Here is a 26,657-nt window from a genome sequence, read left to right as displayed (position 1 = left end):
CCGCAGCTTAACAAGCGCGGCCCTCCGCATTTTGTGCCTCAAGTCATGCCGCGCTCAGCGGCCGCGCAGGCTGTCGCGGATCTCACGCAGCAGCAGGACTTCCTCGGGCGGCGCCTCCGGCGGGGGTTCGGCGGCTTCCTCCTGCTTGCGCAGGCGGTTGTAGGCGCGCAGGAACAGGAACACCACCAGCGCGATCAGCAGGAAGTCGATGACGGTCTGGATGAAGGCGCCATACGCGATCGCCACCTCGGCGACTTCCGCGCCGGCGGCGTCCACGCCCGCGGGCGTGACCACGTACTTCCAGTCCGAGACACTGACGCCGCCGGTGGCCACGCCGACCAGCGGCATGACGATGCCGTCCACCAGCGCGGTCACGATCTTGCCGAACGCGGCGCCGATGACCACCGCCACCGCCAGGTCCACCACGTTGCCCCTGGCGATGAACTCCTTGAACTCGGCAACCATTCCCATTGGCTCGTCCCCTCCGGTTGTTCCCCCGTCCACCGGAGGCTACCGCGCCAGCACGCGTCCGTGAACCTCCACCACGCCATCGAGGCTGGCGCGCCAGTCGTCGCCGGGACGCAGCGGGCCGACGCCGGCCGGCGTGCCCATGAACACCAGGTCGCCGGCGCGCAGGGCGTAGAGCCTGGACAGTTCGACCAGGATGTCGGGCACGTCCCAGACCAGGTCGGCCAGGCGCCCGTGCTGGCGACGTTCGCCGTGCACGTCGAGGCTGAGCGTGAGCCCGCGCAGGTCGGCGACCGCGTCCGCCGGCACCAGTTCGCTCACCGGCGCGCTGGCATCGAAGGCCTTGCCGGTGTCCCAGGGCAGGCCCCTGGCCTTGGCCGCTGCCTGCAGGTCGCGCCGGGTCAGGTCGAGGCCGACGCCGTAGCCCAGCACCAGCGCCGCGGCCTGGCCGCGGTCGAGCACGCCGGGCTGGGCGTCGCGTCCCAAAGCCACGACCAGCTCCACCTCGTGGTGCAACTCGTCGGTTCCAGGCGGGTAGGGGACCTGGCCGTCCAGGACCACGGCATCGGGCGGCTTGAGGAAGAACACCGGGGTCCCGCGCGCAGCCGGGTCCGCGGGGGTGGCGCCCATCTCGCGGGCGTGCTCGGCGAAGTTGCGGCCGACGCAGTACACGCGCCGAACGGGGAAGCGGGCACCGGTGCCGCGCACCGGGATGCGTACCGCGACCGGGGCGGGCACGAGGTCGCGCATCGCTGGGCCGGGACTCAGGAGGGCTTGCCGACGACCCGGTATTCGGCGTCCACCACGCGCCCGGCCTGCGCGCGCGGCTTGCCGCGCTGGCGCCACAGGCGGGCGAGCAGGCCGGCGGCGATCATCGCGGCGCCGACGAACACGCTGACGAACACCAGCACCGCGAGCACCGCGACGCCGAGCAGGCCCATCAGCACGCGCAGCACCACGTTGCGGCGGAACGGCGTCGCGCCGAAGCGGGCGAAGGCGGGGCGTTCGAGGCGGAAATGCAGTGCGGACATCGTCGTGGCGGCTCGTGGGACAATCGGCTTTCGCCGGTGGGGGCCAGTATCGGACGTGCTGCGTTCGGGTTTGTGAGAACTTCGTTAAGAATGGCCAAGACCAGACTGACAACCCTGTCACGGATTCCCGATGGCGGCTTCGCCGAAGCCGAGGGACTGGTGGACGGCACGCTGGAATCGCTGGTGCTGCATCGCAGCGGAGCATCGGTGCGCGCCTGGCTCAACGTCTGCCCGCACGCCGGCCGGCGCCTGGACTGGGCGCCGGGCGAATTCCTCAAGTCGAAGGACGGCCTGCTGGTCTGCGCCGTCCATGGCGCGAGCTTCGAGACCGTGGGCGGCGAGTGCGTCGCCGGCCCCTGCCGCGGCGACCACCTGCGCGCGGTCGCGGTCGAAGTCCGCGACGACGAGGTCCACCTCCTGTAGGAGCCGCCATGGCGGCGAGCCTTTCCCCGTTCAGAACAGCAAATTGACCGCCAGCACCTGCACCACGATGCAGCACAGCGACAGCGGCGCGCCCGCGCGCCACATGTCGCGCGCGGTGTAGCCGCCGGGACCGGTGATCATGGACATCACCGGGTTGGACGGGGTCATCAGGTTGTTCGAGGCCGCCAGCGCGGTGACCAGCGCGAACACCAGCGGATCGCCGCCTGCGGCCAGGGCGACGTTGATCGCCATCGGTACCATCACGATGGTGGCCCCGACCTGGCTGATCACCAGCGCGAAGCAGGTGGTGAGCAGCCCCACCAGGAACTGGATCACCCACATCGGCATGCCCTCGGGGAGCCGCTCCAGGGTGTGCCCGGCGACCCAGGCGGCGGCGCCGCTTGAATCCATCGCCCAGCCCAGGGGGATCAGGCAGGCCATCAGGAACACCGTCTTCCAGTTGATGGCCGAATAGGCCTCGTCCATCTTCAGCACGCCGGTCAGCAGCATGCCGGCGACGCCGGTCATCAGCGCGATCGACGGCGGGATGCGCGTGGACAGCGCGATCATCATCGTGATCGCGAAGATCACCATGGCGATGCGGAACTTGTGCGGGCGCTGCTCGCCCTTCGGGTAGTCGGTCACGACCACGAAGTCGCGGCCCTTGGCGGCGTCGGACAGGTCGGTCCAGATGCTGTGCAGGACCAGCATGTCGCCGGCACGGATCGGCAGCTCGCGGACGTTGTCGGTCAGCACTTCCTTGTCGCGGTTGATCGCGAGCAGGCTGATCCCGAGCTGCTTGCGCAATTGCAGGTCGCGCGCGGTCTTGCCGATGTACTTCGAGGTCGGCGGTACCACCGCCTCCGAGATGCCCGCGCGGCTGGGGTTGAACAGGTCGCCGAACTCGCGCAGGCGGGTGGACAGGCGCAGGAAGTTGTTCTGCGCGAAATCGGTGACTTCCTGCTTGCCGCCCATCACCCCGAGCACGCTGCCGACCCAGATGCGGGCGTCGCCTGGCGGTGCCAGGCGCGATTCGTTGCCGGTCTTCAGCGCCAGCAGCAGCGGCGCGCCGTGCAGGGTCTCGGCCTCGCCCACCGACATGCCCACGAGCGGGCTGTCGGCGCCGACGGTGAGCTCGAACACCTCGCCCTCGATGCCGTAGGTGTTGGCGAAGTAGCTCTGCGTGCGCGCCGGGGTCACGCCCTTGTCGCTCTCCTCGGGGAGCGCCTTGCCGCCGAAATAGCGGAAGTAACCCAGCGACAGCAGCAGCAGCGCCAGGCCGATCGGCAGCGGCGCGAACATCTGCAGCGGCTCCAGCGTGGCCACGCCCGAGGGCAGGTTGGCGTTGGCCGAGACCAGCAGGTCGTTGAGCAGGATCAGCGGCGAGTTGCCGACCATGGTCAGCGAACCGCCCATCACGATCGCCGCGGCCAGCGGCAGCAGCATGCGCGACAGCGCCACGCCGGTGCGCGAGGACAGCCGCGAGGCCACCGGCAGGTACAGGGCCAGCACCGACGGGTTCTGCATCACCGAGGAGTTGAGGCCGGCCACCGCGGTGGTCAGCAGCAGCAGCCGCTGCTCGACGCCCTGCGCGCGGCGCAGCAGCCAGCCGGCGAGCCGGTTGAGGGCGCCGGTGCGGTCCAGCCCGGCGCCCAGGACCATGGTCGCCATCACGCTGATCACGGCGTTGCCGGAGAAGCCGTCGAACAGGTCCTCGGGTGCGACCAGGCCGGTCAGCCCGAGCAACACCAGCACCGACAGCGCGACCACGTCGGCGCGCACGCGCTCGAACACGAACAGGACCATGGTGAGGCCGACGAGCCCGAGCACCAGCATCATGTCGGGCGTGAGCGTCAGCGCGGTATCCACCAGTCCTCGGTCCCAGTCCCTGTTGCTAGATCCTGTCGTACAGCAGATCCCGGACACCGTGGCCGAGTTTCAGGCCCCGGTCCTCGAAGTGGGTCCGGGGCCGCCAGGGCGGCCGCGGCACGTGCCCGCGCGGGCCGGCGCGGTTGCGCAGGCCGGGAGTCGCGTCGAGCACGTCCCACATCTGTTCCGCATAGTCGTGCCAATCGGTGGCGAGGTGCAAGCGGCCGCCCGGGCGCAGCTTGCGCACCAGCAGCGCGGCGAAGGCGGGATTCACCAGCCGGCGCTTGTGGTGGCGCTTCTTGTGCCATGGGTCCGGGAAGTAGATGCGGACCTCGTCGAGGCTGCCGTCGGCGATCTCGTTCTCCAGCACTTCGACCGCGTCGTGGTGGTAGACGCGGACGTTGCCGGTGCCGTCCTCCGCCAGTGCGTTGAGCAGGCGGCCGACGCCGGGGGCGTGCACCTCGATGCCGATGAAGTCCCGTTCCGGGTCGTTTGCCGCGGCGAAGCGCAGCGCCTCGCCGTTGCCGAAGCCGATCTCGAGCACCCGCGGCGCCTCGCGTCCGAACGCGGCGGCGAAGTCGCGCGGGGCGCCAGCGTAGTCGAGGCCGTAGCGCGGCCACAGCGCGTCGAACGCGCGCTGCTGCGCGGGAGTGAAGCGGCCCTGGCGCAGCACGAAGCTGCGCACGCGGCGGCGGCCATCCTCGACCGTGAACGGCTTCGGCGGCGCCTTGGCGCCGGCGCTGGAGAAAGGGTCGGTCATCGGTCGGTCATGCCACGGCCGGCCACGCCGGCCTCATCCGACCAGGCCGTCGAGCGGCGAGGAGGCGCTGGCGTAGCGCTTGCGCGGGATGCGCCCGGCGCGGAAGGCGTCGCGGCCGGCCTGCACCGCGAGCTTCATCGCGCGCGCCATCAGCACCGGGTCCCGGGCGCCGGCGATCGCGGTGTTCATCAGCACGCCGTCGCAGCCGAGCTCCATCGCGATGCTCGCGTCCGAAGCGGTGCCGACGCCGGCGTCCACGATGATCGGCACCTTGGCGTTCTCGACGATCTCGAGCAGGTTGTAGCGGTTCTGGATGCCGAGGCCGGATCCGATCGGCGCCGCCAGCGGCATCACCGCGACGCAGCCGATCTCCTCCAGCCGCCTGGCCAAGATCGGGTCGTCGGAGGTGTAGACCATCACCTGGAAGCCGTCGGCGACCAGCTGCTCGGCGGCGTCCAGGGTCTGCACCACGTCGGGGAACAGGGTCTTCTGGTCGCCGAGCACCTCGAGCTTCACCAGCGCGTGGCCGTCGAGCAGCTCGCGCGCGAGGCGGCAGGTGCGCACGGCCTCGGCCGCGGTGTAGCAGCCGGCGGTGTTGGGCAGCAGGGTGTAGCGGTCGGGCGGCAGCACGTCGAGCAGGTTCGGCTCGTTCGGATCCTGCCCGATGTTCGTACGCCGGATGGCGACGGTGACGATCTCCGCGCCGGCGGCCTCGGTGGCTTCGCGGGTCTGTTCGAGGTCGCGGAACTTGCCGGTGCCGGTGAGCAGGCGGGAACGGTAAGGCTTGCCGGCGATCACCAGGGGATCGTCGCCGGCGGACTGCAGGTGCTGGTTCATGCCCCGATTTTAACGTTCAACCGCCACCGAGCGCGTGCACGATCTCGACGCGGTCGCCGGCGCGCAGCGCATGGCTTGCATGCGCGCTGCGCGGCACGATCTCGCCGTTGACCTCGACCGCCACCCGGCGGCCACCGTAGCCGGCCGCCTCGAGCAGTTCGGCGACCGTGCAGGCGCCGGGCAGCTCGCGCGGCGCGCCATTCAACTGGATGTCCATGCCGTCATTGTCCCCGTTCGGGCCTTTCCCGGCCACGGGATTCGTGAAACGATCAGGCATTGTTCACGCCATCTCCATGGAGCGCCGCATGTCGCAGTCCCGCAAGCCCCTCCGCACCCTGCTCGCCGCCGCGCTGGCCCTCGCCGCGGCCCCCGCGCTGGCGCAGGACTCGCCGTTCTCGCAGACGTACTTCTTCGGCGACAGCCTCACCGACAGCGGCCACTTCCGCCCGGTGCTGGTGCAGATGATCGGTCCCGACGGCGCCCTGATCGGCAAGTTCACCACCAACCCGGGCCTGGTCTGGGCGGAGTACCTCGCCGCCTATTACGGCACAGATGCCTCGACCGACGGCGACGGCGGCACCAACTACGCGGTCGGCGGCGCACGCGCCGGCGTGGACACGGCCGGGGCGCTCGGCCCGACGCCGTCGCTGGCGACCCAGGTCGGCGCCTACCTCGCGGCCACCGGCGGCAGCGCCGACCCGAACGCGCTGTACGCGGTCTGGGCCGGCGCCAACGACCTGTTCGAGGTGCAGGCGGATCCCTCGCAGGCGCAGGCGATCATCGGCACCGCGATCGGCGCCGAGGTCGGCGCGATCGACGCGCTGCAGCGGGCCGGCGCGCGCTACGTGCTGGTCGCCAACATGCCGGACATCGGCCTGACCCCGGCGGCGCGCGCCGGCGGCGAGCTCGGCATGGCCCAGGCCACGGCGCTCGCGCAGGCCTACAACGAGGCGCTGTTCGGCGCCCTGGCCGGCCAGGGGCTGAGCGTGATCCCGGTGGACACCTTCCACTTCCTGCAGGAGGTGGTCGCCAACCCGGGCGCGTACGGCATCACCAACGTGACCACCCCTGGCTGCGCGGTGCAGCCGGCACCGGCCGGCGGCAGCGCCCTGTTCTGCAACCCGGGCTCCTACGTGACCCCGGGGGTCGGGAGCACCTGGATGTTCGCCGACGGCATCCACCCCACCACCGCCACCCACGCGATGATGGCGCAGCTGGCGGTCTCGATGATCGAAGGCCCGCGCCAGATGGCGGTGCTGCCGCACGTCGAGTCCGCGCTCGGCCGCGCCCGCGCCGGACGCGTGGACGCGCGCCTGGCGGCCCGCCCGCAGGGCGACGGCTGGCGCTGGTGGGCGGACGTGCGCGGCGACTCGCTGCGCTACGGCCACGGCGACAGCTTCGACGGCATCGGCCCGGCGCTGACCTTCGGCATGGACCGCAGCAGCGGCAACCTGGTCTACGGCGGCTTCCTCGGCTACGGCCGCCAGGAATCGGACTGGGGCCTGCGCCGCGGCAGCTTCGAGCAGGCCGATGCCACCCTGGGCGGCTACCTCGGCTGGCGTTCCGGCAGCCTCTGGGCCAACGGCCAGCTGAGCTATTCGCGCGTGGACGTGGACACCGAGCGCGAAGTGCAGCTCGGCCAGGCGACCCGCACCCACCTCGGCTCGACCGACGGCAGCAACCTCTCCGCCGGCGCCAGCGCGGGCTGGGACTTCGGCGACGGCGCCTTCGTGCACGGCCCGGTGGCCTCGGTGCTGGCGCAGCGGATCGAACTCGACGGCTTCGCCGAGTCCGAGCCGGGGCTGTCGACTTCGCTGGCCTATCCGGAGCAGGAGTACGACTCGCTCATCGGCAGCATCGGCTGGCAGTTCAGCTGGTCGCCGGCCGAGCGCATCCACCCCTACGGCCGCGTGACCTGGGACCGCGAGTTCGAGGACGCGCCGGCGCAGGCCTTCGCCAGCGCGCAGTCGATCCCGGGGTCGCTGCCGTACGCGGTGCCCGGGCATGCCTTCGACGAGCGCTACGGCACCCTGGTGCTGGGGGCACGCACGCAGGTGCTGGGGCTGGACGCGAACGTCGGCATGACCACGACCTTCAGCCACGAGGGCGGCAACGACGCGAGCGTCTTCGTGACCGTCGGCAACCGCTTCTGACACAGCAGGAAACGGCTGGGATAGAATCTCCCGGCGGCGCGGGCGTAGCTCAATGGTAGAGCTGTAGCTTCCCAAGCTACTGACGAGGGTTCGATTCCCTTCGCCCGCTCCATTCCCCACATGAAACTCGCGATCCTTTCGCGCAACACCAGGCTGTACTCGACCCGACGGCTGGTCGAGGCCGCGCGCGGGCGCGGCCACAGCGTGCGCGTGCTCGACCCGCTGCGCTGCTACCTGCGCATCGGCGAGGACGGCTTCGGGCTCCGCTACAAGGGCCGCCCGGTGTGCGACTACGACGTGGTGGTGCCGCGCATCGGCGCCTCGATCACCCGCTACGGCACCGCGGTGCTGCGCCAGTTCGAGCTGCTCGGCAGCCACACCCCGAACCCGTCCGACGCGGTGCTGTGCGCGCGCGACAAGCTGCGCTGCCACCAGCTGCTGGCCGCGCACGGTATCGGCCTGCCGGCCACCGTGTTCGGCGACAGCCCGGACGACACCGCCGACCTGCTGTCGCTGCTCGGGCCGCCGCCGCACGTGATCAAGCTGGTCGAGGGCGCGCAGGGCAACGGCGTCATGCTGGCGGAGAAGCTCGCGGCCTCGCGCGGCATGATCGAGGCCCTGCGCGGGCTGTACGCGAACTTCCTGGTGCAGGAGTTCATCGGCGAGGCCGAGGGCGCCGACCTGCGCTGCTTCGTGGTCGGCGACCGGGTGGTCGCGGCCATGCGCCGGCAGGCGCCCGAGGGCGAGTTCCGCGCCAACCTGCATCGCGGCGGCAGCGCGCAGCCGGTCCGGCCGACGGGCGCGGAGCAGGCGGTCGCGGTCCGCGCCGCCCGGCTGGTGGGGCTGGGCGTGGCCGGGGTGGACCTGATCCGCTCCCGGCGCGGGCCGCTGGTGCTCGAGGTCAACGCCTCGCCGGGGCTGGAGGGGATCGAGGAGGCGAGCGGCCTGGACATCGCCGGCGCGGTGATCGATTTCGCCGTGGCCGGGCATCCGCGGCCGCGCCGTCGCAAGGCTGCGTGAGAACGCCATCGGGGGGGGGGGCTGTTTTACGAAAATTTAACATCGGCTTTAACGGTCGTTTAATCGATTCGCCGGTAGCCTTGTCCGGACCGCAGACCTGCTCTTCCAGCTCGACACACTCGTCAGTGCCGCTGTCCGGCGACGCAGATTTCGGTAAATCGGGGCAATGCTTGGCCCGGGCGCGGGAGCCGCGTCCGGGCCTTTGTTTGCGTGCGGCCGTTCACCGGCGCGTGTGCAAGAATCGAGGGAGGCCTTGCGAGGCGCCCGACAGAAGGAATCCAGATGCGCATCCTGGTGATCGAAGACAACACCGACATCGCCGCCAACCTCGGCGACTACCTGGAGGACCGGGGCCACACGGTGGATTTCGCCGCCGATGGCGTCACCGGCCTGCACCTGGCGGTGGTGCACGACTTCGATGCCGTGGTGCTGGACCTGAACCTGCCCGGCATGGACGGGCTGGAAGTCTGCCGGAAGCTGCGCAACGAGGCGCGCAAGCAGACGCCGGTGCTGATGCTGACCGCGCGCGACTCGCTGGACAACAAGCTGGCCGGCTTCGACTCCGGCGCCGACGACTACCTGATCAAGCCGTTCGCGCTGCAGGAGGTCGAGGTGCGCCTGAACGCGCTGGCGCGGCGCGGCCGCAGCGCGCAGACCCGGGTGCTGAACGTGGGCGACCTCGAGTACAACCTCGACACGCTCGAGGTGCGCCGCGGCGGCAAGCTGCTGCAGCTCAACCCGACCGCGCTCAAGATCCTGCAGGCGCTGATGGAGGCCTCGCCGGCGGTGGTCACCCGCCAGGACCTCGAGACCCGCGTCTGGGGCGAGGAGCTGCCCGACTCGGACTCGCTGCGCGTGCACATCCACGGCCTGCGCGCGGTGATCGACAAGCCGTTCGACTCGCAGCTGATCCAGACCCGCCATGGCATCGGTTACCGGATCGCCGCTCCCGATGCGGGAAGCTGAGCAGCAGGGCGGCGTCCGCCCGTCGCACAAGCCCCCCACGCGCTTCCGCAGGCGGCTGCGCACCCGCATCATCCTTTCGTACGTGCTCCTCGGCGTCGGCCTGACGCTGGCACTGGCGTTCGCCACCAACTACGCGCGCAACCGGGTCGAGAACCAGCTCATCGAAGACCTGATGAACCGGAACATCGACGAGTTCGCGCGCCGCTACTACGCCGATCCGCAGAGCAAGCCGGCGCTGCCCGTGCAGCAGATGATCGGCTATGTCCTCACTCCCGACAGCGAGCGCCTGCAGCGCGACTTCCCGGAATGGGCGGAGCTCTCCGACGGCATCTACGGCATGAACGGGATCGACGAGAACGGCAAGCCGTTCTCGTACAAGCTGGCGGTGCGCAAGACCCCCGACACCTGGTTCTTCCTCGCCTACGAGATGACGCAGTCCTTGCGCGGCGAGCGCCAGTTCAACAACGCGCTGATGGGCGTCGTGCTCGTGTTCACCGCGCTGTCGCTGCTGGTGGGGTGGTGGGCCGCGTCGCGCGTGATGAGCCCCGTGTCGGAACTGGCCGAGCGCCTGCAACTCTCGGGGCGAAGCTCGCATCCAGAAGCCCTCGCCGAGCACTTCCCCGACGACGAGGTCGGCCAGCTCGCCAGCGCGCTGGACGACTACGCCGCGCGCCTGACCGAGGTCGTGCAGCGCGACCGCGAGTTCAATGCCGACGTCAGCCACGAGCTGCGCACGCCGCTGGCGGTGATCAAGGGCGCGGTCGAGCTGCTGCTCTCGCGCCCGGACCTGGACGACAAGTCGCGCGCGCGGCTGCAGCGGATCCAGCGCGCCGAGCGCCAGTGCACCGACCTGATCAGCGCGCTGCTGCTGCTCTCGCGCAACGAACGCGGCCACGGCGCGGCCGACGTCGGCCGCATCGCCGAGCAGTTGCTGGACATGCACCGCGCGCAGCTCGGCGGCAAGCCGCTGGAACTGCGGCTGGAGGGCGAGCGCGGGCTGGTCGTGGACGCGCCCGAGGCGGCGGTCGCGGTCGCGCTGGGCAACCTGATCGGCAACGCGGTCAAGTACACGCCCGAGGGCGAGGTGGTGGTCCGCCTGTCGCCCAATTCGGTCGAGGTCGTCGACACCGGGCCCGGGCTCACCGACGAGGAAGCGGTGCGCGTGTTCGAGCGCGGCTACCGCGGCAGCCATGCCGGGCATTCCAACGGCAGCGGCATCGGCCTGTCCATCGTGCGCCGGCTGTGCGACCTGTACGGCTGGAGCGTGCACGTGGGCCCGGGGCCGGACCGGGGCGTGGTGGCGACGCTGGCCTTCGGCTAGCTAGAGCGACACCCACCAGCAGCCCAGGCGCCGGTGCATCGAGAACGTGGTCGAGACCGCGGACGCGGAGCCGGGGACGACCTGCTCGACCCGCAGCCCCGTCGGCGGCCGGTCGAACAGCGGAATCTCCCAGGGAGGAAGACCGGCGTCGAGCGGGTCGGGCGGGTAGACCGGAACGACGTCCACCAGGGTCCGGCCCGCGATCGCCTCCAGCCGGTCCATCACCGCGCGCCCGGCGCGGTCGCCCATGCCGTTCCAGTCGTACAGCGCCGAGAGGCGGTTGACGTCGCCCGTCTCGATCGCGGAGGACAGCTCGAACATCAGCTCGACCGGGTCCAGCGAGCAGTCGTTCCGGTGCCGGCGCAGTTCGAACTCCTGCGCGGCGACGACGCCACTGGCGCAAAGCAGGACGAGAGCCGCGAGCCATCGCATCCCGCGAGCATACGGAATCAGAACGAGACGAAGTAGCAGCCCGCGTAGCGGTGCACATCGAAGTCGACCACCGCCCCGTTGCCGTCCCCGCCCAGCACCAGCTGCAGGACGCCGGCGCCGCCCCCGGTGCTCCCGGCGGACGTGGCGAGCAGCGGCCCGCCCGAAGCGAAGCCGCCGTTGAAGTACTGGGTGTCCAGCACCGGGCGGCTGGCCAGGCCCTGGAGCCGGTCCATGGTGCTCCGCGCCTGGCCGCTGGAGACGCCGACCCAGTGGTAGCTCTCGGCCACGCGGTTGACGTCGCCCAGGGCGAGCGCGCCGCGCAGGTCCATCTGCAACTGGGTGGGCGTGCGCGCGCAGCCCGCGGCCGGTGACCTGCGGCCGATGCGCGCCTGGCGGGGTGCCTTGGCCGCCGGTGCGGCCGACAGGGTGCCGCCGGCCTGGCGGTCGATGACGATCGCGCTGACGCCGACGGTGCGCTGCTCGAACACGGCGCAGGACTTGTCGGTGTAGCCCACGGTGCCGTCCGCCGCCTCGCAGCGCTGGATGGTGTCGGCCGCACGGGCGACCGGAACCACGGCGGAAACCGCGTGGAGTGCGACCGCCAGCGCGGCGGCGGTGAGGGCATGCCTGTTCATGGCGGGCATGGTCCGGGGCGCCGCGTGCAGGCCGCGTGCGCCGGCGCCCGTGGAACTTGCCGCGGGCTGAACTCAGCGCATGTTGCGCAACACGTTCAGTGTCGGTTTGGCGAGGTTGAGCGTGTAGAAGTGCAGGGCGGGGGCGCCGCCGGCGACCAGCCGCTCGCACATCGCGGCGACGAACTCGGCGGCGAACGCGCGGATCGACTCCGCGTCGTCGCCGTAGGCCAGCATGCGCTTGGCGATCCAGCGCGGGATCTCGGCGCCGCAGGCTTCGGAGAAGCGGCGCAGCTGGGTGAAGTTCGAGATCGGCATGATCCCGGGCACGATCGGCACCTCGACCCCGAGCGCGCGCGCCTCGTCCACGAAGCGGAAGTAGGCGTCGGCGTTGTAGAAGTACTGCGTGATCGCGCCGTCGGCGCCCGCGTCCACCTTGGCCTTGAAGTGGCGCAGGTCGGCGAACGCGTCCTCGGCCTGCGGGTGGCACTCGGGATAGCAGCCGACCTCGACGTGGAACCAGTCGCCGTGCTCGGCGCGGATGAACGCCACCAGGTCGGTGGCGTTGCGCAGGTCGCCCATGCGCGCCATGCCCGAGGGCAGGTCGCCGCGCAGCGCCACCAGCCGGCGGCAGCCCATGTCGCGGTACTTGGCCAGCAGCGCGCGGATTTCCTCGCGGCTGCCGCCCATGCAGCTCAGGTGCGGGGCGGCGTCCAGTTCGTGCCGTTCGCGCAGCCGCTGCACCGTGTCCGGGGTGTACGACAGGGTCGAGCCGCCGGCGCCGAAGGTGCACGAGACGTATTCCGGCGCGTGCGCGCGCAGCTTCGCCGCGGTGCGGTCGAGCTGCGCGCGCTGTTCGTCGGTCTTCGGCGGATAGAACTCGAACGACAGCGGCACGCCGGCCATGCGCTCCCCCTTCCGTCCCCGGATCAGTAGCGGTAGTGGTCGGCCTTGTACGGGCCTTCGACCGGCACGCCCAGGTATTCCGCCTGCTCCCGGGTCAGCCTGGTCAGCTTCACGCCGATCTTCTCCAGGTGCAGCCGGGCCACCTCCTCGTCCAGGTGCTTGGGCAGGCGGTAGACCTCCTTGCCGTAGAGCTCCTTGTTGGCCCACAGGTCGATCTGCGCCAGGGTCTGGTTGGAGAACGAGTTCGACATCACGAAGCTCGGGTGGCCGGTGGCGCAGCCCAGGTTCACCAGCCGGCCCTCGGCCAGCAGGAAGATCTCGCGGTCCGGGCCGAACACGAACTTGTCCACCTGCGGCTTGATGTTGATGCGCTCGGCGCCGGAGGCGTACAGCGCGTCCACCTGGATCTCGTTGTCGAAGTGGCCGATGTTGCAGACGATGGCCTGGTTCTTCATCGCCTGCATGTGCTCGAGGCGGATGACGTCCTTGTTGCCGGTGGTGGTGACGTAGATGTCGGCGGTGCCGAGGGTGTCCTCGACGGTGGCGACCTCGAAGCCCTCCATCGCCGCCTGCAGCGCGCAGATCGGATCGATCTCGGTGACGATCACGCGCGCGCCGTACGCCCGCAGCGAGTGCGCCGAGCCCTTGCCGACGTCGCCGTAGCCGCACACGACCGCGACCTTGCCGGCCAGCATCACGTCCATCGCGCGCTTGAGGCCGTCGGCCAGCGACTCGCGGCAGCCGTACAGGTTGTCGAACTTCGACTTGGTGACCGAGTCGTTGACGTTGATCGCCGGCACCAGCAGCTTGCCGGCCTCGGCGAGCTGGTAGAGGCGGTGCACGCCGGTGGTGGTCTCCTCGGAGACGCCCTTCCAGTCGGCGACCACGCGCTTCCAGAAGCCCGGGCGCTCCTTCGCGACGCGCTTGAGCAGGTCCTTGATCACCTGCTCCTCGTGCGAGGAGGCCTTCTCGTCCACCCACTTGCTGCCGTGCTCGAGCTCGTAGCCCTTGTGGATCAGCAGGGTGACGTCGCCGCCGTCGTCCACCACCAGCTCGGGGCCGGTCAGGGTGCCGTCGGGCAGGGTGAAGGTCAGCGCCGCGAGGGTGCAGTCCCAGTACTCCTCCAGGGTCTCGCCCTTCCAGGCGAACACCGGGGTGCCGCTGGCGGCGATCGCCGCGGCGGCGTGGTCCTGGGTCGAGAAGATGTTGCACGAGGCCCAGCGCACGTCGGCGCCGATGTCCCTGAGCGTCTCGATCAGCACCGCGGTCTGGATGGTCATGTGCAGCGAGCCGGTCACGCGCACGCCCTTGAGCGGGGCGTCCGGCGCGTACTTGCGGCGGATGGACATCAGGCCGGGCATCTCGTGCTCGGCGATGTCGATCTCCTTGCGGCCCCAGTCGGCGAGGCCGATGTCGGCGACCTTGTAGTCGCCGTCCAGGGAGAAATTGCGGGGTTGTGCGTTCATGGCTGCTCCGTTCGTCGGGCCCGCGGGCGGTGGCCCCCGGGCGGGTCAAACGGGCGCCGTTGAAGCAGGAGTCGCGCCGAGCCTGGCCGTGGCGGATCCCACGGTCGCAGCGCCCCTCGGCGGGTCGGGGATTATATCGCTTGCTGCGGATGAAGCGATAGATCGACGGCGTGGAGCGGATCGCTTGACGGTTATGGTTAGGAGTCCTAATATTCGCCCATGGGCCCGACCCCCTCCCTCGACCAGCGTGAACAGGCCGCCCTCGGCCTCGAACAGCTCGCCTTCCTGGTGCGCGCGGACGCGTGGCGCGGGCAGGGAACGCCGGCACTGCCGCCGACCCAGGCCGGGGTGCTGCGCATGCTCGCGGGCGAACCCTCCGGATTGCGTCCCGGGCACATCGCCGAGCGGGTGGGTGTGTCGCCGGCGAGCCTCAGCGATTCGCTCAAGGCGCTGGAAGCGCGCGGCTGGATCCGGCGCGATCCGGACCCGGACGACGGGCGTGCGATGCGGGTGCGGCTGAGCCGCCCGGGGCGGGCGCTCGCGGCGCGGCTCAACGATCCGGCGCGCGGCATGGGCGCGCTGCTGGCCGCCTTGCCGGAGCGCGATGTCGCCGCGCTGTTGCGCGCGACCCAGCTGCTGGTGGCGGAAGCGCAGCGCCAGGGGCTGGCCACCGGCCTGCGCACCTGCGTGGGCTGCCGGTTCTTCCGGCCCTACGCCAGCGACGACCCCGAGCGACCGCACCTGTGCGGCTTCACCCGCCAGCCCTTCGGCGACCGCGAGCTGCGCGTGGACTGCAGCGATTCCGAACCGGCGCCGGCCGATGCCGTCGCCGTTGCGCTGGACCGGTTCAGGAGGGCCGACGCGACCCCATGAAAAAAGCGGACGGCGCCCGACTGCCATCGGACGCCGTCCTTTCCTCCCACCCACCCTGACAGAGCAAGCAGAGGAGATTCCAGTATGCGCCATGCCATGACCACGGCGATCGCGCTGGCGATGGCCGCCGGCAGTTTCGCCACTTACGCACACGATCCGCACGAAACCGGCCGGAAGGCCGCCGACGGGCACGCCGGTGGAATCGCGAGCGCCCCTTCGGAAGCCGTGCGCGCCGATTTCGACATCGTCCACACCCGGATCAGCACCGAAGGCCGGGTGGCCACCTTCCACATGGCGGTGTCGGGCAAGGCCGGCGCCACGCGGCCGGCGGCCAGCGGCAAGCTCGCCGGCAGCGAGGTGTTCTCCTACGTGTGGCCGACCTCGATCGATCCGTGGGAAGTCGGCTTCGACCGTGGCGCCGGGATCCTGGCGCTGGCGGTGACCGCGCATCCGGATTTCGACGACACCCCGCTGTACGACGAGAACGGCGACGGCATCCTCGACAACGACGGCGACGTCTGGCACAGCCACTGGGTCGTGCTGCAGCCGAATCCGGCCTGCGGCGAGGGTGCCTTGGCGGTGGTCGACATCCCCGAAGGCGCGAAGCCACGGCTGCCGAAGACCTGGCCGGGCCTGCCGCTGCTGCTGGACAGCCCCGGCTGGCAGCCGTTGCTCGACGACCACACGGTGGAGGTGAGGGTGCCGTTCGACGACGTCGGCGTGGTCACGGCCGGCAGCTTCGACGGCGTGACCGCCGGGTTGCGGGTGAATGCCAGCGTCCACGCGCCGCTGTTGTGCGTGGTGGACGTGTTCAAGGTGGCGTCGGGGGACCTGGGGCTGCCGGGGAAGGCGGAGTAGTGAAGCGACGGGGGCGCTCCATTCAAAAGCGCCCCTCATCCGCCCCTTCGGGGCACCTTCTCCCCGCTTGCGGGGAGAAGGGACTTATTTGAGCTTGGCGGCCTTGCGCAGTTCGTCGGCCTTGTCGGTCTTCTCCCAGGAGAAGGCGGTGGCGGTCTGCTGCTTGCCGGCGGCGTCGGTGTAGGTGACCTGCTCGGGCTTGCGGCCGAAGTGGCCGTAGCTGGCGGTGCGCTGGTAGACCGGGTGCACCAGGTCGAGCATCTGCAGGATGCCGTACGGGCGCAGGTCGAAGTGGCGGCGGATCAGGCGCTCGATCACGTCGTCGCCGACCTTGCCGGTGCCGAAGGTGGTGACCGAGATCGAGGTCGGCTCGGCCACGCCGATGGCGTAGCTCACCTGCACCTCGCAGCGGTCCGCCAGGCCGGCGGCAACCACGTTCTTGGCGACGTAGCGCGCGGCGTAGGCGGCGGAACGGTCGACCTTGGACGGATCCTTGCCGGAGAACGCGCCGCCGCCGTGGCGGGCCCAGCCGCCGTAGGTGTCGACGATGATCTTGCGGCCGGTCAGGCCGCAGTCGCCCACCGGGCCGCCGATCACGAACTTGCCGGTCGGGTTGATGTGGAACTTGGTGCCCTTGTGCAGCCACTTCGCGGGCAGGACCGGCTTGAGGATGGTCTCGCGCACCGCCTCGACCAGGTCCTTCTGCTTCACGCCGGGATCGTGCTGGGTGGACAGCACTACCGCGTCGATCGCCACCGCCTTGCCGTTCTCGTAGCGCAGGGTGACCTGGGACTTCGCGTCCGGGCGCAGCCACGGCAGCGGCGAGTTGCGGCGCTTGCGCACCTTCGCCTGCTGCTCGACCAGGCGGTGCGACAGGTGGATCGCGGCCGGCATGTAGCTGTCGGTCTCGTTGGTGGCGTAGCCGAACATCAGGCCCTGGTCGCCGGCGCCCTGCTCCTCGGGCTTCTTGCGGTCCACGCCCTGGTTGATGTCGGGCGACTGCTTGCCGATCAGGTTGAGCACGCCGCAGGTGGCGCCGTCGAAGCCGACGTCGCTGGAGTCGTAGCCGATGTCCAGGATCACCTTGCGGGTCAGCGCCTCGAGGTCCACCCACGCGGTCGTGGTGATCTCGCCGGCGACGATGGCGACGCCGGTCTTGACCATGGTCTCGCAGGCCACGCGCGCGCGCTTGTCCTGGGCCAGGATGGCATCGAGCACGGCATCGGAGATCTGGTCGGCGACCTTGTCCGGATGGCCTTCGGAGACCGATTCGGAGGTGAAGAGGTAGGCGGACTTGGACATCGGCGGGGTCCTCGGGGATATATATCCCTTGATACGGATGAAAGGATGGCCGCGCATGATACACGGGGCGGGGCCGGGTTGCATGGCGTGGTCGCAGGCTAGCATCCGTGGATGGATTCCCTGACCCAGATCCTCCTCGGCGGCGCGGTCGCCGCCTCCATCGCCCCTGCCGCGCACCGCCGCGCGGCGCTGCTGGCCGGTGCCGCGCTCGGCACGCTGCCGGACCTGGATTCGCTGCCGATCGCGATGCTCACCGACGATCCGGTCGCGCTGATGACCTTGCACCGGGGGGCGAGCCATTCGCTGCTGGTGCTGCCGCTGCTGGGCTGGGCGATCTGGGCCGCCTTCCGGCGCCGCGGCGGACGGGTGGCGGAGGCGCCGCGGCGCTGGTTCTGGGCGATCCAACTGGCGCTGCTCACGCACCCACTGCTCGATGCCTTCACGGTCTACGGGACGCAGCTGTGGTGGCCGCTGCCGGTGCGGCCGGTGATGTGGTCGAGCCTGTTCATCATCGATCCGCTGTACACGGTGTGGTTGCTGGTGGCCTGCGTGCTTGCGTTCGTCCTGCGCGCGCGTCCGGTGGCCGGCCGTGCGCTGGCCGTCGGGCTGGCGATCAGCACCGCCTACATCGGCTGGTCGCTGGCGGCCAAGGCGATGGTCGAGCGTGAAGCCGGGCGCGCGCTGGCGGCGATGGGACTTTCCGAGGCGCCGCGGTTCTCGGTGCCGACGCCGTTCAACACGCTGTTGTGGCGGGTGGTGGCGATGACCCCGGACGGTTACGTCGAGGGCTACCGCTCGCTGGTGGCGGACCCGGGCCCGATGCGCTTCACGCGCCACCACTCGCGGGCGGGGTTGCTGGCCGATGCGGCGCACGTGCCCGCGGTCGCGCGCCTGGCCTGGTTCAACCATGGCTTCATGCGCGTCGAGGATCGGAACGGCGAGCTGGTGCTGAGCGACCTGCGCATGGGCGCCGAGCCGGACTACTTCTTCAGCTTCGTGGTCGCGCGTCGCGACGGCGATGCCTGGGAGGCGATCCCGCCGCGGCAACTGCGGCCCCCGCGCGACCTGGCCGGCACCTGGGAAGCGACCTGGGCGCGGATCTGGAATGCACCGCCGCCGGATCCTCCTCAGGCCGCGGCCGGCAACTCCGGGGCCACGCCCGCGGCCAGCGCGTCGAAATAGTCGCGGGTCAGGCGCAACTGCTCTTCGGCGGTCTGCGCGCGGTTCACCACCGCGCGGAAGGCGTGGTTCTCGGGCCGGTCCTTCGCGTACCAACCCAGGTGCTTGCGGGCGATGCGCACGCCGCGCTCCTCGCCGTGGAAGGCGTGCAGGTCGCGCAGGTGCCCGAGCAGGATGTCGCGGACGTCCTGCACGGTCGGCTCCGGCAGCAGCTCGCCGGTCGCCAGGTAGTGCGCGACCTCGCGGAAGATCCACGGCCGGCCCTGCGCGGCGCGACCGATCATCACCGCGTCGGCGCCGGTGGTGCGCAGCACCTCGGCGGCCTTGCGCGCCGAGTCCACGTCGCCGTTGGCGATCACCGGGATGCGCAGCGCGGCCTTGATCGCGGCGATGGTCTCGTACTCGGCGCTGCCGGTGTAATGCTGGTCGCGGGTGCGCCCGTGCACCGCCAGCGCGGCGATGCCGGACTCCTGCGCGATGCGCGCGATCGCGGGCGCGTTGCGGTGATCGCTGTCCCAGCCGGTGCGGATCTTCAGCGTCACCGGGACGTCCACCGCGGCCACCACCGCCTCGAGGATGTCGGCCACCAGGCGCTCGTCGCGCATCAGCGCGGAGCCGGCCCAGGCGTTGCAGACCTTCTTCGCCGGGCAGCCCATGTTGATGTCGATGAGTTGGGCGCCGTGCGCAACGTTGTGGCGCGCGGCCTCGGCCATCAGCGCCGGCACGGTGCCGGCGATCTGCACGCTGACCGGGTCCGGCTCGCCGGCGTGGTCCGTGCGCCGCAGCGACTTGGTGGTGCTCCAGAAGCGCGGGTCCGAGGTGGTCATCTCGGACACCGCCAGCCCCGCGCCGAGCCGCTTGCACAGCACCCGGAACGGCTTGTCGGTGACCCCCGCCATCGGGGCGAGGATTACCTTGGGGTCGATCGGGTAGGGGCCGATGCGCATCCCCGCATTGTAGGAGCGGGGCGCGCCACGATCACTTCCTGGCAGGGCGGCGCAGCCAGAACAGGAAGCCGGTCACCAGCAGGAAGGCCGGCACCAGGCCGGCGAGCGCGGTCAGCCAGCGCAGCAGCGGCCCGCCCACCGCGCCGATGTGCAGCGGGTAGATGGCCTCGGTCATGCGCGCGCCGGCCGCCTGCACGGTGGCGTCGTGGGCCAGCAGCACCTCCTTGCCGGCCAGGTCCACGTGCACCGTGCTGCGGCCGTTGACGTGCCATTCGCCCGGCATGCGCGCGCGGAAGCTGACCACGCCTTCGCCGGCGGCGGGGGCGGCGGTGCGCGTGAGGTGGGCCGCCGGCAGGCCGGCCCGGGCCCGCGCCACGATCGCCGGCCAGTCCGGCTCCCCGGTGCGCGCGCGGACCGGCGCCGCGGGTGTTTCGCCGCCGCCGAACATGCCGGTGAGCAGGCTGCGCGCGCCCGCGTGGTAGACCATCCCGATGCCGGTCAGGGTGAGCAGCAGCACCAGCGGCATCAGCAGCACGCCGGTGCTGCGGTGCCAGGTGAGCCAGCGCCGCACCGGCGGGTTGGCGAACCACGTCAGCGACAACTTCAGCTTGCCGCGCTTCGGCCACCACAGGTACAGCCCGGTGAGCAGCAGCCCCAACGCGACCCAGCCGACGATGCCGACCACCTGCTCGCCGGCCTCGCCGGCGAGGAAGTGGATGTGCAGGTCCTGCAGCCACAGCAGGAAGTCGTCGCCGGTGCTGCGCATGAGCAGCAGGTCGCCGTCCTCGGGGGCGAAGTAGCCGCGGCGGCCGTCCACGTAGAAGCCGATGTACGTCGGCATCGACGCGTCCGGGAACTGGATCGAGCGCAGGCCCCGGGGCGTCTCGCGCGCCAGGATCGCGGCCAGCACTTCGCCGTCCGGCTCGAGGACCTGGCCCTCGAGCTGCGGGTGCTGCCAGCGCAGCAGGTCCTCGTGGAAGACCAGCAGCGAGCCGCTCAGGCCGAGCACCGCGAACGCGATGCCGGCGACCAGCCCCACCCACAGGTGCAGCCAGGACAGCAGCTTTCGCATCAGCCGGCGCCCATCAGAAGCGCATCGTCCAGCTCGCGGTCAGCGCGCGCCCGCGGCCGGCGTTGTAGTCGTCGTCGGCGGGGGTGGTCTGCGAGAAGTAGCTGATGTACTTGCGGTCGAACAGGTTCTCCACGCCCAGGTTCAGCGTGCCCGCGTCGAAGGCGATGCTCGCCTGCAGGTCGAAGACCGCGTAACCGTCGAAGCTCCCCGCCGGCGCGCCGCGGAAGTCGAAGTCGCGGTCGGCCGAGACGCTGCCCTGCAGCCGGGTGGAGAAGCGCGGCGTCCAGTCCTGCTCCCAGTAGCCGGTGGTGCGGTCCGGGCTGATGTTGATGCCGGCCAGGTCGCTGTCCAGCACGTCGTCGCCATCGCTGTCGTAGCGACCCTCGGTGCGCGCATGGGCGAGCCCCAGGCGGGTCGCGACCGACAGGCGGAACGCCACGTTCGCCTCCAGGCCGCGGATCGATGTGGCCTGGCGCTGCACGTTGTAGGTGTTGTTCGGTGCGTCGAAGATCAGCAGCGAGCCGAGGTCGGAATCGGACCAATAGGCGGCGACGTGCGCCAGCCAGCGGCCGTCGTCCCAGTCCAGGCCGATCTCGCGGTTGTCGGCTACCACCGGTGTCAGGTCGACCAGCTCGTCGACGTCCTGGTCCGGCACCTTGATCCCGCGCAGGACCCGGCCGACGTCGGCCACCGTGTAGCCCTCGGCGTAGGACGCGTACAGCTTCAGCGCGTCGCCCGCCTCCCACACCACGCCGAAGTTGGGCAGCGTCTCGGTGTACTCGGGGGCGCCGCCGGCGACCGTGTGGCTGCCGTTGCGCGGGATGGTCACGTAGTCGTCAACCACCAGCCGCGCACGCTCGTGGCGCAGGCCGCCGGTGAGCAGGAAGTCGCCGATCCGGTACTCGGCCTGCAGCAGCGGCGACAGGCTCTCGTAGGCGGTCGGCGGCACGTAGGTGATGTCGGCCGCGAGGTAGCGCTGCTCGGTGGTGTCGCGGGTCACGTCGAGGCCGGCCGTCAGCCGCAGCGGCAGTCCGGCGATGTCGCTGCGCGACCAGGTGAACTTCGCGCCGTGCTTCTCGGCGCCGATGTTGGTCTGGTCGAACCAGGTGTCGTCGGTGCCCTCGTTGAAGAAGTCGACGTAGCGGAAGGCGCCGTAGCGCGCGTCGAACCGGGTCCAGTAGAGCTGCGCCTGCAGGTAGCCGCCGGCGAGCGCGAAGTCGCTGTAGTCCAGGCTGACGGTGGTCGAGTCGTTCTGCGGCGGATCGAGCGGTGGCTCGCCCGGCACCGAGGTGGCGGTCTCGCCGTTGGCGAAGTCGCCCGGCAGGTTGAGGTAGTCGCCGTCGCCGCGCAGGCGGTAGCGGTTGACGCTGAGCTGCAGGCGGCGCGCGTCGCCGAGGTCCCAGCCGGCCTTGCCGAACAGGCTGAGGCTGCGCGCGTCCATCAGGTCGCCCTGCACCGGGTCGATCGCGATCGCCTTGCCGTCGCCGTCGTAGTACAGGCCTTCCTGCGCGTAGGAGGCGCCGCCGACGAAATCGAACGCGCCCTTGCGGGTGCCGAACAGCCAGGAGCCGCGGTAGCCGGCGCCGTCGTCGCGGCGCGGCAGCGCCGTGCTCGCGCCGAGCGTCACCTCGTGGAAGCTGCCGTCCCTGCGCGGCGCGCGCCGGGTGATGATGTTGATGATGCCGCCGGAGGCGCCGAGGCCCTGCAGCGCGTTGGCGCCGTGGATCACCTCGATGCGCTCGATCATCGCCGGATCGATGGTGTGCGCGTCGCGCGAGCCGTCGCGCAGCGGCGTGGACTGCGGAACGCCGTCCACCATGTACAGCGGCTGGCGGCCGCGCAGCGACTCGCCGAAGCTCGACATCTTCTGGCGCGAGGGCGCGAACGCCGGGATCAGGTTGGCCAGCACCTGCGACAGGTCGCGGGTCACCGCGAGCTGTTCCTGCAGTTGCTCGGCGGTGATCACGGTGATGGTGTTGGGCAGCGCGGCCTCGGAGTCGGGGAGGCGGCTGGTGGACGCGGAGACGGTGACCTTGTCGAAGTCGGTGACGTGGTCCTGGGCGTGGGCGGGCAGAACGGAAAAGCCGCCAAGGATGGCGGCCGCGAGGAGGCTGAATCGGGGCATTGAAAAGACGCCTGGGGACGAAAACCGGGCCATGATAATGCGAATAGTTCGCATTCACAATTCCCGGTAGCGCTCCTCGACTTCGTCCAGGGTGGGCATGGCCGAGGCGGCGCCCTTCCGCTCGGTCGAAAGGGCCGCGAAACGGGCGGCGAACCGGACGCCCTCGCCGAACCGGCCGGGGTCCCTCGACAGGCCCGCGGCCAGCGCGCCGTTGAACGCGTCCCCGGCCCCCGTGGTGTCCACGACGGCCGCATCGCCGGCGGGCACGCGATAGCAGGCCTCGGCGTCGCCATGCAGCGCGGCATCGCCGTGCGACACGAACGCGCCGGCGGCGCCGAGCGTCACCACCACGGTGCCGTGCGGCAACAGGCGCCGGCACAGCGCGTGCAGGGCTGCGTCGTCCATGCCCGCAACCGCGTCCGCGTCGACGTCGGCGCCGGGGCCGAGCAGGCTCGCGAACTCGCTCTCGTTCGGCGTCAGCACGTCCACCTGCGCCAGCAGGGCATCGCGCTCGCCGGGCGTGAGGCCCGCCGGGGCCGGGTTGAGCACGGTCGCGGCACCCGCGGCGCGTCCGTGGCGGAGCGCCGCCAGGACGGTTTCGCACGGGGACTCGAGCTGGACCAGCACCACCGCGGCGCCATCGAAGGCCGCGGCGTGGGTGTCCAGGAACGCGGCATCGAGTTCGGCATTGGCACCGGCGCCGACCACGATGCTGTTGCGGCCGCCGGCGTCCACGAAGATGCCGGCGGTGCCCGTCGGCCGGCAGCCTTTGGCGGCGTGCAGTTCGATGCCCTCGTCGCGGGCCAGCGAACGCGCCAGCGCCCCGCCGTCGTCGTCGCCGAGCGCGCAGACGAACGTCGTCGCCGCCCCGGCGCGCGCGGCCGCAACCGCCTGGTTGAAGCCCTTGCCGCCGGGTCCGGTGGCGTAGTGCCCGGCGACGGTCTCGCCGGGCCGCGGCAGCGCCTCGGGATGCCAGGCGTGGTCGACGTTGAACGAGCCGACCACGAGCACGCGACCCGCGCCGCCCATGTCAGGCGGCGGCTTCGGCGCGGACGTGCCGGGGCTTGAACAGCGGCACGAACGCGACCGCCATCGCCAGCGCGTAGAACGCGAAGGTCATCCAGATGCCGTGCCAGTCCTTGCCTCCGTCGGCGGCGGTGAACCAGCGGTCGATCATCCAGCCGCTGACCGCGCTGCCCAGGATCGCGCCGATGCCGTTGGTCATCAGCATGAACAGGCCCTGCGCGCTCGCCCGGATGCGGGAGTCGCTCTGCTGCTCGACGTAGAGCGAGCCGGAGATGTTGAAGAAGTCGAAGGCCATGCCGTAGACGATGCACGACAGGATGATCATCCACAGCCCGGCGCCCGGGTCGCCGTAGGCGAACAGGGCGAAGCGCAGGAACCAGGCCAGCATGCTCATGGTCATCACCGCCTTGATCCCGAAGCGCTTCAGGAAGAAGGGGATGGTGAGGATGAACAGCGTTTCGGAGACCTGCGAGATCGACATGATGATCGCCGGGTAGCGCACCGCGATGCTATCGGCGAACGCCGGGATGCCGGCGAAGTCGTGCAGGAAGGTGTCGCCGTAGGCGTTGGTGAGCTGCAGCGCGGCGCCCAGCAGCATCGCGAACACGAAGAACACGGCCATGTTGCGGTCGCGGAACAGCTTGAACGCGGTCAGGCCCATACGGTCGGCGAAGGTGCGGCTGTGCGCGGCGTCGAGCTGCGGCGGGCAGGGCGGCAGGGTGAACGCATACAGGCCGAGCACCGCGGCCGCGGCGGCGGCGATGTAGAACTGGCCCGGCGAAGTCTCGAGGCCGAGCAGGCTGGTGGTCCAGAGCGCGACGATGAAGCCGATGGTGCCCCACACCCGCAACGGCGGGTAGCTGGCGACCACGTCGAGGCCGGCGCGGCGCAGCGCGTTGTAGGCGACGGTGATCGCCAGCGCCAAGGTCGGCATGTAGCAGACCATGGTGGCCAGCATCATCCAGAACATGGTGTGCGGGTCGTCCACCGTCGGCACCAGCGCCAGCAGCACCGCGCCTGCCAGGTGCAGCACGCCATAGAGCTTCTCGGCGTTGATCCACTTGTCCGCGACCACGCCCATCAGCGCCGGCATGAACAGCGCGGCGATGCCCATGGTCGAGAAGATCGCGCCGAAGCTGGTGCCCGACCAGCCCTTGTTCTGGAACCAGTAGGCGCCGATGGTCAGCAACCAGGCCCCCCAGATGTAGAACTGGAGGAACAGCATCACGATCAGGCGCAGGCCAAGCAGGCGTCTTGGGTTCACGCATTCCCCCCGGGGCGATCTCTGGTGGTCGGGAAGTGTAGCGGGCGGCGCGGCCTCAGGGGTCGCGCGCGACCACCCGGTTGCCGCCGCTGTGCCGGCAGGGCACCAGGCGCCGGTCGGCGACGGCCAGCAGCGCCGACAGGTCGGCGCCGTCCTGCGGCCACGCCGCGAGGCCGACGCTGATGGTGAGGCGCACCGGATCCATGCCGCGCCCGGGGACGAAGGGGCGCGCCGCGAGCTCGCCGCGGAGCTGCTCCATGCGCTCCCACGCGGTCCCCATCGGGCAGTCGAGCAGCAGCGCGAACTCGTCGCGCCCCAGCCGCGCCATGCGTTCGGTCTCGTGCAGGCGCTCGTCGACGGTCCGCACCACGTGGCGCATGGCGCGGTCGGCTTCCTGGCTGCCGAGTTCCTCGTTGACGCGGCGGAAGTGGTCGATGTCGAGCAGTGCCACGGTCAGCGATCCGCCGTGGCGCAGCTGCTCGAAGCGCCGCAGCGCGTGCTGGCGCAGCCAGCGCCGGTTCGGCAGCCCGGTCTTGGCGTCGCGCCCTGACAGCTCGACCAGGCGCTGCATGCGCCGGACCACGGCCAGCATCAGCAAGGTCATGATCCCGAGCAGCAGCACGCGTTCGACCTGGTTGGCCGCGGTGCCGGTGCCGTACTCCACCGACACCAGCTGCTGCGGCGTCGAGGAGGCGAGCAGGACCCAGGCCAGCGCGCCGTACTGCAGCATCGCCATCCCGCCGGCGAACAGGGTGAGGCGGCCGTCGTTGCGCAGCGTGGTCATCGCGATCGCCAGCAGGTAGAAGGCCCACACCACCATGCTGTTGATGCCGGCGACGCGGTCGCCCATGGACAGCAGCGCCAGCACCCCGGTCACGGTGGTCACGTCCCAGGCGCAGGTCACCCACGGCAGCCAGGCGCGTGCGCGAACGTCCCGGGCGAGCGCGAGCCACAACTGGGCCATGGCATTCACGAACACGGCCGCGCCGAGGCCGATCGCGGTGTCGCCCGCCGGCGCGCCGGCGAGCGCCCCGGCCAGCGGCACCAGCAGCACCAGCGCCGAAAGCACCGCGCGCAGGCGCGCGACCAGCAGTTCGCCGCCGGCGCCCAGTTCCAGCATGACCTCGTCCGGCCGCGTCAGCAGTGGCGGGATCATGCGACCCCCCGGATGGCGGCCCACAGGCCGAGCGCGAGGAACACCAGCGCCGCGGCGATCCGCGCGGCGCGCAGCGGCAGGCGGTTGGCGAAGCGGCTGCCCAGCAGCACCACCGGAATATTGGCCGCGAGCATGCCGACGGTGGTGCCGGCCACGACCTGCCACAGCGGCACGTAGTGCGCGGCCAGCAGCACCGTCGCGACCTGGGTCTTGTCGCCGATCTCGGCGATGAAGAAGGCGACGCAGGTGGCGACGAAGGCGCCGCGCGCCGGTTTCGCGAGCGCGTCGTCCTCGAGCTTGTCCGGCTTCAGCGTCCACAGCGCGATCGCGATGAAGCTTGCCGCGACCACCCAGCGCAGCACGTCGGGTGTCAGCCAGGACGCGGCCAGCGCGCCGAGCCACCCGGCAAGGGCATGGTTGAGCAGGGTGGCGACCAGGATGCCGGCGATGATCGGCCACGCACGCCGGTAGCGCGCCGCGAGCAGCAGGGCGAGCAACTGGGTCTTGTCGCCGATTTCCGCGAGCGCGACGGTCAGGGTCGAAACGGCGAGGGCTTCCATCCGGGACCATT

27 protein-coding genes, 1 tRNA gene and 1 riboswitch are annotated in these 26,657 nt (G+C 71.0%); of the genes, 9 read left to right on the top strand and 19 right to left on the bottom strand.

The features are described from left to right. Positions 1–54 precede the first annotated feature (54 nt). Genes mscL through E4F25_RS05320 form a run of 3 tightly spaced genes read right to left on the bottom strand, consistent with a single transcriptional unit; the run spans position 55 to position 1,499 of the window. On the bottom strand, positions 55–471 hold the full coding sequence (gene mscL / locus E4F25_RS05330; RefSeq protein WP_181168209.1) for a large-conductance mechanosensitive channel protein MscL: 417 nt from the start codon (positions 469–471) through the stop codon (positions 55–57). 39 nt (positions 472–510) lie between these two features. Beyond that, positions 511–1,218: a fumarylacetoacetate hydrolase family protein gene (locus E4F25_RS05325; protein WP_140909162.1), complete on the bottom strand. Its 708-nt coding sequence runs from the start codon at positions 1,216–1,218 to the stop codon at positions 511–513. A 14-nt stretch (positions 1,219–1,232) separates the two neighbouring features. Beyond that, positions 1,233–1,499, bottom strand: a complete 267-nt coding sequence (locus E4F25_RS05320) for a hypothetical protein (RefSeq protein WP_181168208.1) — start codon at positions 1,497–1,499, stop codon at positions 1,233–1,235. 90 nt (positions 1,500–1,589) lie between these two features. Here E4F25_RS05320 and E4F25_RS05315 point away from each other — a divergent pair, with 90 nt between their 5' ends. Next, positions 1,590–1,922: a Rieske (2Fe-2S) protein gene (locus tag E4F25_RS05315; RefSeq protein ID WP_140909161.1), complete on the top strand. Its 333-nt coding sequence runs from the start codon at positions 1,590–1,592 to the stop codon at positions 1,920–1,922. A 30-nt stretch (positions 1,923–1,952) separates the two neighbouring features. Here the strand turns inward: E4F25_RS05315 and E4F25_RS05310 are convergent, their stop codons facing one another. Genes E4F25_RS05310 through thiS form a run of 4 tightly spaced genes read right to left on the bottom strand, consistent with a single transcriptional unit; the run spans position 1,953 to position 5,605 of the window. Beyond that, the gene (locus tag E4F25_RS05310) at positions 1,953–3,791 is read right to left on the bottom strand and encodes an SLC13 family permease (protein ID WP_140909160.1); all 1,839 of its coding nucleotides are present in this window, start codon (positions 3,789–3,791) and stop codon (positions 1,953–1,955) included. Between the two features lie 25 nt (positions 3,792–3,816). Continuing rightward, the gene (gene trmB, locus E4F25_RS05305) at positions 3,817–4,551 is read right to left on the bottom strand and encodes a tRNA (guanosine(46)-N7)-methyltransferase TrmB (RefSeq protein WP_140909159.1); all 735 of its coding nucleotides are present in this window, start codon (positions 4,549–4,551) and stop codon (positions 3,817–3,819) included. 33 nt (positions 4,552–4,584) lie between these two features. Further along, positions 4,585–5,388 carry a thiazole synthase gene (locus E4F25_RS05300; protein ID WP_140909158.1) on the bottom strand — a complete coding sequence of 268 codons (804 nt, stop codon included), beginning with the start codon at positions 5,386–5,388 and terminating at the stop codon, positions 4,585–4,587. Between the two features lie 16 nt (positions 5,389–5,404). Beyond that, positions 5,405–5,605, bottom strand: coding sequence for a sulfur carrier protein ThiS (gene thiS, locus E4F25_RS05295; protein WP_140909157.1), 201 nt, complete (start codon positions 5,603–5,605; stop codon positions 5,405–5,407). A gap of 88 nt (positions 5,606–5,693) precedes the next feature. On the opposite strand from thiS, the gene E4F25_RS05290 reads away from it, so the two are divergent. The 5 genes from E4F25_RS05290 to E4F25_RS05270 all read left to right on the top strand — a co-directional run bounded on the left by E4F25_RS05290 (position 5,694) and on the right by E4F25_RS05270 (position 10,848). After that, positions 5,694–7,541 carry an autotransporter domain-containing protein gene (locus E4F25_RS05290; RefSeq protein WP_140909156.1) on the top strand — a complete coding sequence of 616 codons (1,848 nt, stop codon included), beginning with the start codon at positions 5,694–5,696 and terminating at the stop codon, positions 7,539–7,541. 38 nt (positions 7,542–7,579) lie between these two features. After that, a tRNA-Gly gene (locus E4F25_RS05285) sits at positions 7,580–7,653 on the top strand. Between the two features lie 8 nt (positions 7,654–7,661). Continuing rightward, positions 7,662–8,561, top strand: coding sequence for a 30S ribosomal protein S6--L-glutamate ligase (gene rimK / locus E4F25_RS05280; protein ID WP_140909155.1), 900 nt, complete (start codon positions 7,662–7,664; stop codon positions 8,559–8,561). A 282-nt stretch (positions 8,562–8,843) separates the two neighbouring features. Further along, the gene (locus tag E4F25_RS05275) at positions 8,844–9,527 is read left to right on the top strand and encodes a response regulator transcription factor (protein ID WP_140909154.1); all 684 of its coding nucleotides are present in this window, start codon (positions 8,844–8,846) and stop codon (positions 9,525–9,527) included. Then, entirely contained in the window at positions 9,514–10,848 is a 1,335-nt protein-coding gene (locus E4F25_RS05270; RefSeq protein WP_246069768.1) for a sensor histidine kinase, read from the top strand. Before E4F25_RS05275 ends, E4F25_RS05270 begins: the two co-directional genes overlap by 14 nt. Here the strand turns inward: E4F25_RS05270 and E4F25_RS05265 are convergent, their stop codons facing one another. The 4 genes from E4F25_RS05265 to ahcY form a co-directional block, all read right to left on the bottom strand. Continuing rightward, positions 10,849–11,280 carry a hypothetical protein gene (locus E4F25_RS05265; protein WP_140909152.1) on the bottom strand — a complete coding sequence of 144 codons (432 nt, stop codon included), beginning with the start codon at positions 11,278–11,280 and terminating at the stop codon, positions 10,849–10,851. It lies immediately after the preceding gene. 17 nt (positions 11,281–11,297) lie between these two features. After that, a complete protein-coding gene (locus E4F25_RS05260) occupies positions 11,298–11,915 on the bottom strand; it encodes a hypothetical protein (protein ID WP_140909151.1) in 618 nt (205 codons plus the stop codon). A 72-nt stretch (positions 11,916–11,987) separates the two neighbouring features. Further along, positions 11,988–12,818, bottom strand: coding sequence for a methylenetetrahydrofolate reductase [NAD(P)H] (metF, locus tag E4F25_RS05255; RefSeq protein WP_140909150.1), 831 nt, complete (start codon positions 12,816–12,818; stop codon positions 11,988–11,990). A gap of 23 nt (positions 12,819–12,841) precedes the next feature. Then, on the bottom strand, positions 12,842–14,284 hold the full coding sequence (gene ahcY / locus E4F25_RS05250) for an adenosylhomocysteinase (RefSeq protein WP_140909149.1): 1,443 nt from the start codon (positions 14,282–14,284) through the stop codon (positions 12,842–12,844). A 44-nt stretch (positions 14,285–14,328) separates the two neighbouring features. Then, positions 14,329–14,408: riboswitch (S-adenosyl-L-homocysteine riboswitch) on the bottom strand. A 95-nt stretch (positions 14,409–14,503) separates the two neighbouring features. Here ahcY and E4F25_RS05245 point away from each other — a divergent pair. Together E4F25_RS05245 and E4F25_RS05240 are read left to right on the top strand one after the other, a co-directional pair. Beyond that, entirely contained in the window at positions 14,504–15,157 is a 654-nt protein-coding gene (locus tag E4F25_RS05245; protein ID WP_140909148.1) for a MarR family winged helix-turn-helix transcriptional regulator, read from the top strand. Positions 15,158–15,253: 96 nt separating this feature from the next. Further along, positions 15,254–16,015 (top strand): hypothetical protein, encoded by a 762-nt coding sequence (locus tag E4F25_RS05240; RefSeq protein WP_220433184.1) that lies wholly within the window; start codon positions 15,254–15,256, stop codon positions 16,013–16,015. Positions 16,016–16,099: 84 nt separating this feature from the next. Here E4F25_RS05240 and metK read toward each other — a convergent pair whose 3' ends face one another. Further along, positions 16,100–17,317, bottom strand: coding sequence for a methionine adenosyltransferase (gene metK, locus E4F25_RS05235; protein WP_140909147.1), 1,218 nt, complete (start codon positions 17,315–17,317; stop codon positions 16,100–16,102). Between the two features lie 111 nt (positions 17,318–17,428). On the opposite strand from metK, the gene E4F25_RS05230 reads away from it, so the two are divergent. Then, positions 17,429–18,499 (top strand): metal-dependent hydrolase, encoded by a 1,071-nt coding sequence (locus E4F25_RS05230; RefSeq protein WP_140909146.1) that lies wholly within the window; start codon positions 17,429–17,431, stop codon positions 18,497–18,499. On the opposite strand, the gene dusB is transcribed toward E4F25_RS05230, so the two are convergent. The 7 genes from dusB to E4F25_RS05195 are packed head-to-tail and all read right to left on the bottom strand — an operon-like array spanning position 18,445 to position 26,646. Beyond that, entirely contained in the window at positions 18,445–19,443 is a 999-nt protein-coding gene (dusB, locus tag E4F25_RS05225) for a tRNA dihydrouridine synthase DusB (RefSeq protein WP_140909145.1), read from the bottom strand. The genes E4F25_RS05230 and dusB overlap by 55 nt on opposite strands. Before the next feature lie 31 nt (positions 19,444–19,474). Beyond that, complete coding sequence (locus E4F25_RS05220; protein WP_140909144.1) at positions 19,475–20,515, bottom strand: PepSY-associated TM helix domain-containing protein; 1,041 nt, start codon at positions 20,513–20,515, stop codon at positions 19,475–19,477. 13 nt (positions 20,516–20,528) lie between these two features. Continuing rightward, positions 20,529–22,640 (bottom strand): TonB-dependent receptor, encoded by a 2,112-nt coding sequence (locus E4F25_RS05215; protein ID WP_181168206.1) that lies wholly within the window; start codon positions 22,638–22,640, stop codon positions 20,529–20,531. A 54-nt stretch (positions 22,641–22,694) separates the two neighbouring features. Next, complete coding sequence (locus tag E4F25_RS05210) at positions 22,695–23,669, bottom strand: ribokinase (RefSeq protein WP_140909142.1); 975 nt, start codon at positions 23,667–23,669, stop codon at positions 22,695–22,697. A 1-nt stretch (position 23,670) separates the two neighbouring features. Beyond that, positions 23,671–24,930 (bottom strand): nucleoside permease, encoded by a 1,260-nt coding sequence (locus E4F25_RS05205; protein ID WP_281283942.1) that lies wholly within the window; start codon positions 24,928–24,930, stop codon positions 23,671–23,673. Between the two features lie 55 nt (positions 24,931–24,985). Next, a complete protein-coding gene (locus E4F25_RS05200) occupies positions 24,986–26,086 on the bottom strand; it encodes a GGDEF domain-containing protein (protein ID WP_140909141.1) in 1,101 nt (366 codons plus the stop codon). Beyond that, positions 26,083–26,646: a TMEM165/GDT1 family protein gene (locus E4F25_RS05195; RefSeq protein WP_140909140.1), complete on the bottom strand. Its 564-nt coding sequence runs from the start codon at positions 26,644–26,646 to the stop codon at positions 26,083–26,085. The genes E4F25_RS05200 and E4F25_RS05195 overlap by 4 nt, the downstream gene beginning before the upstream one ends. Between the last annotated feature and the right edge of the window lie 11 nt (positions 26,647–26,657).

This window comes from Cognatiluteimonas lumbrici, from assembly GCF_006476065.1.
Taxonomy (GTDB): Bacteria; Pseudomonadota; Gammaproteobacteria; order Xanthomonadales; family Xanthomonadaceae; genus Cognatiluteimonas; species Cognatiluteimonas lumbrici.
This window is presented reverse-complemented; position numbering and strand designations above follow the sequence as displayed.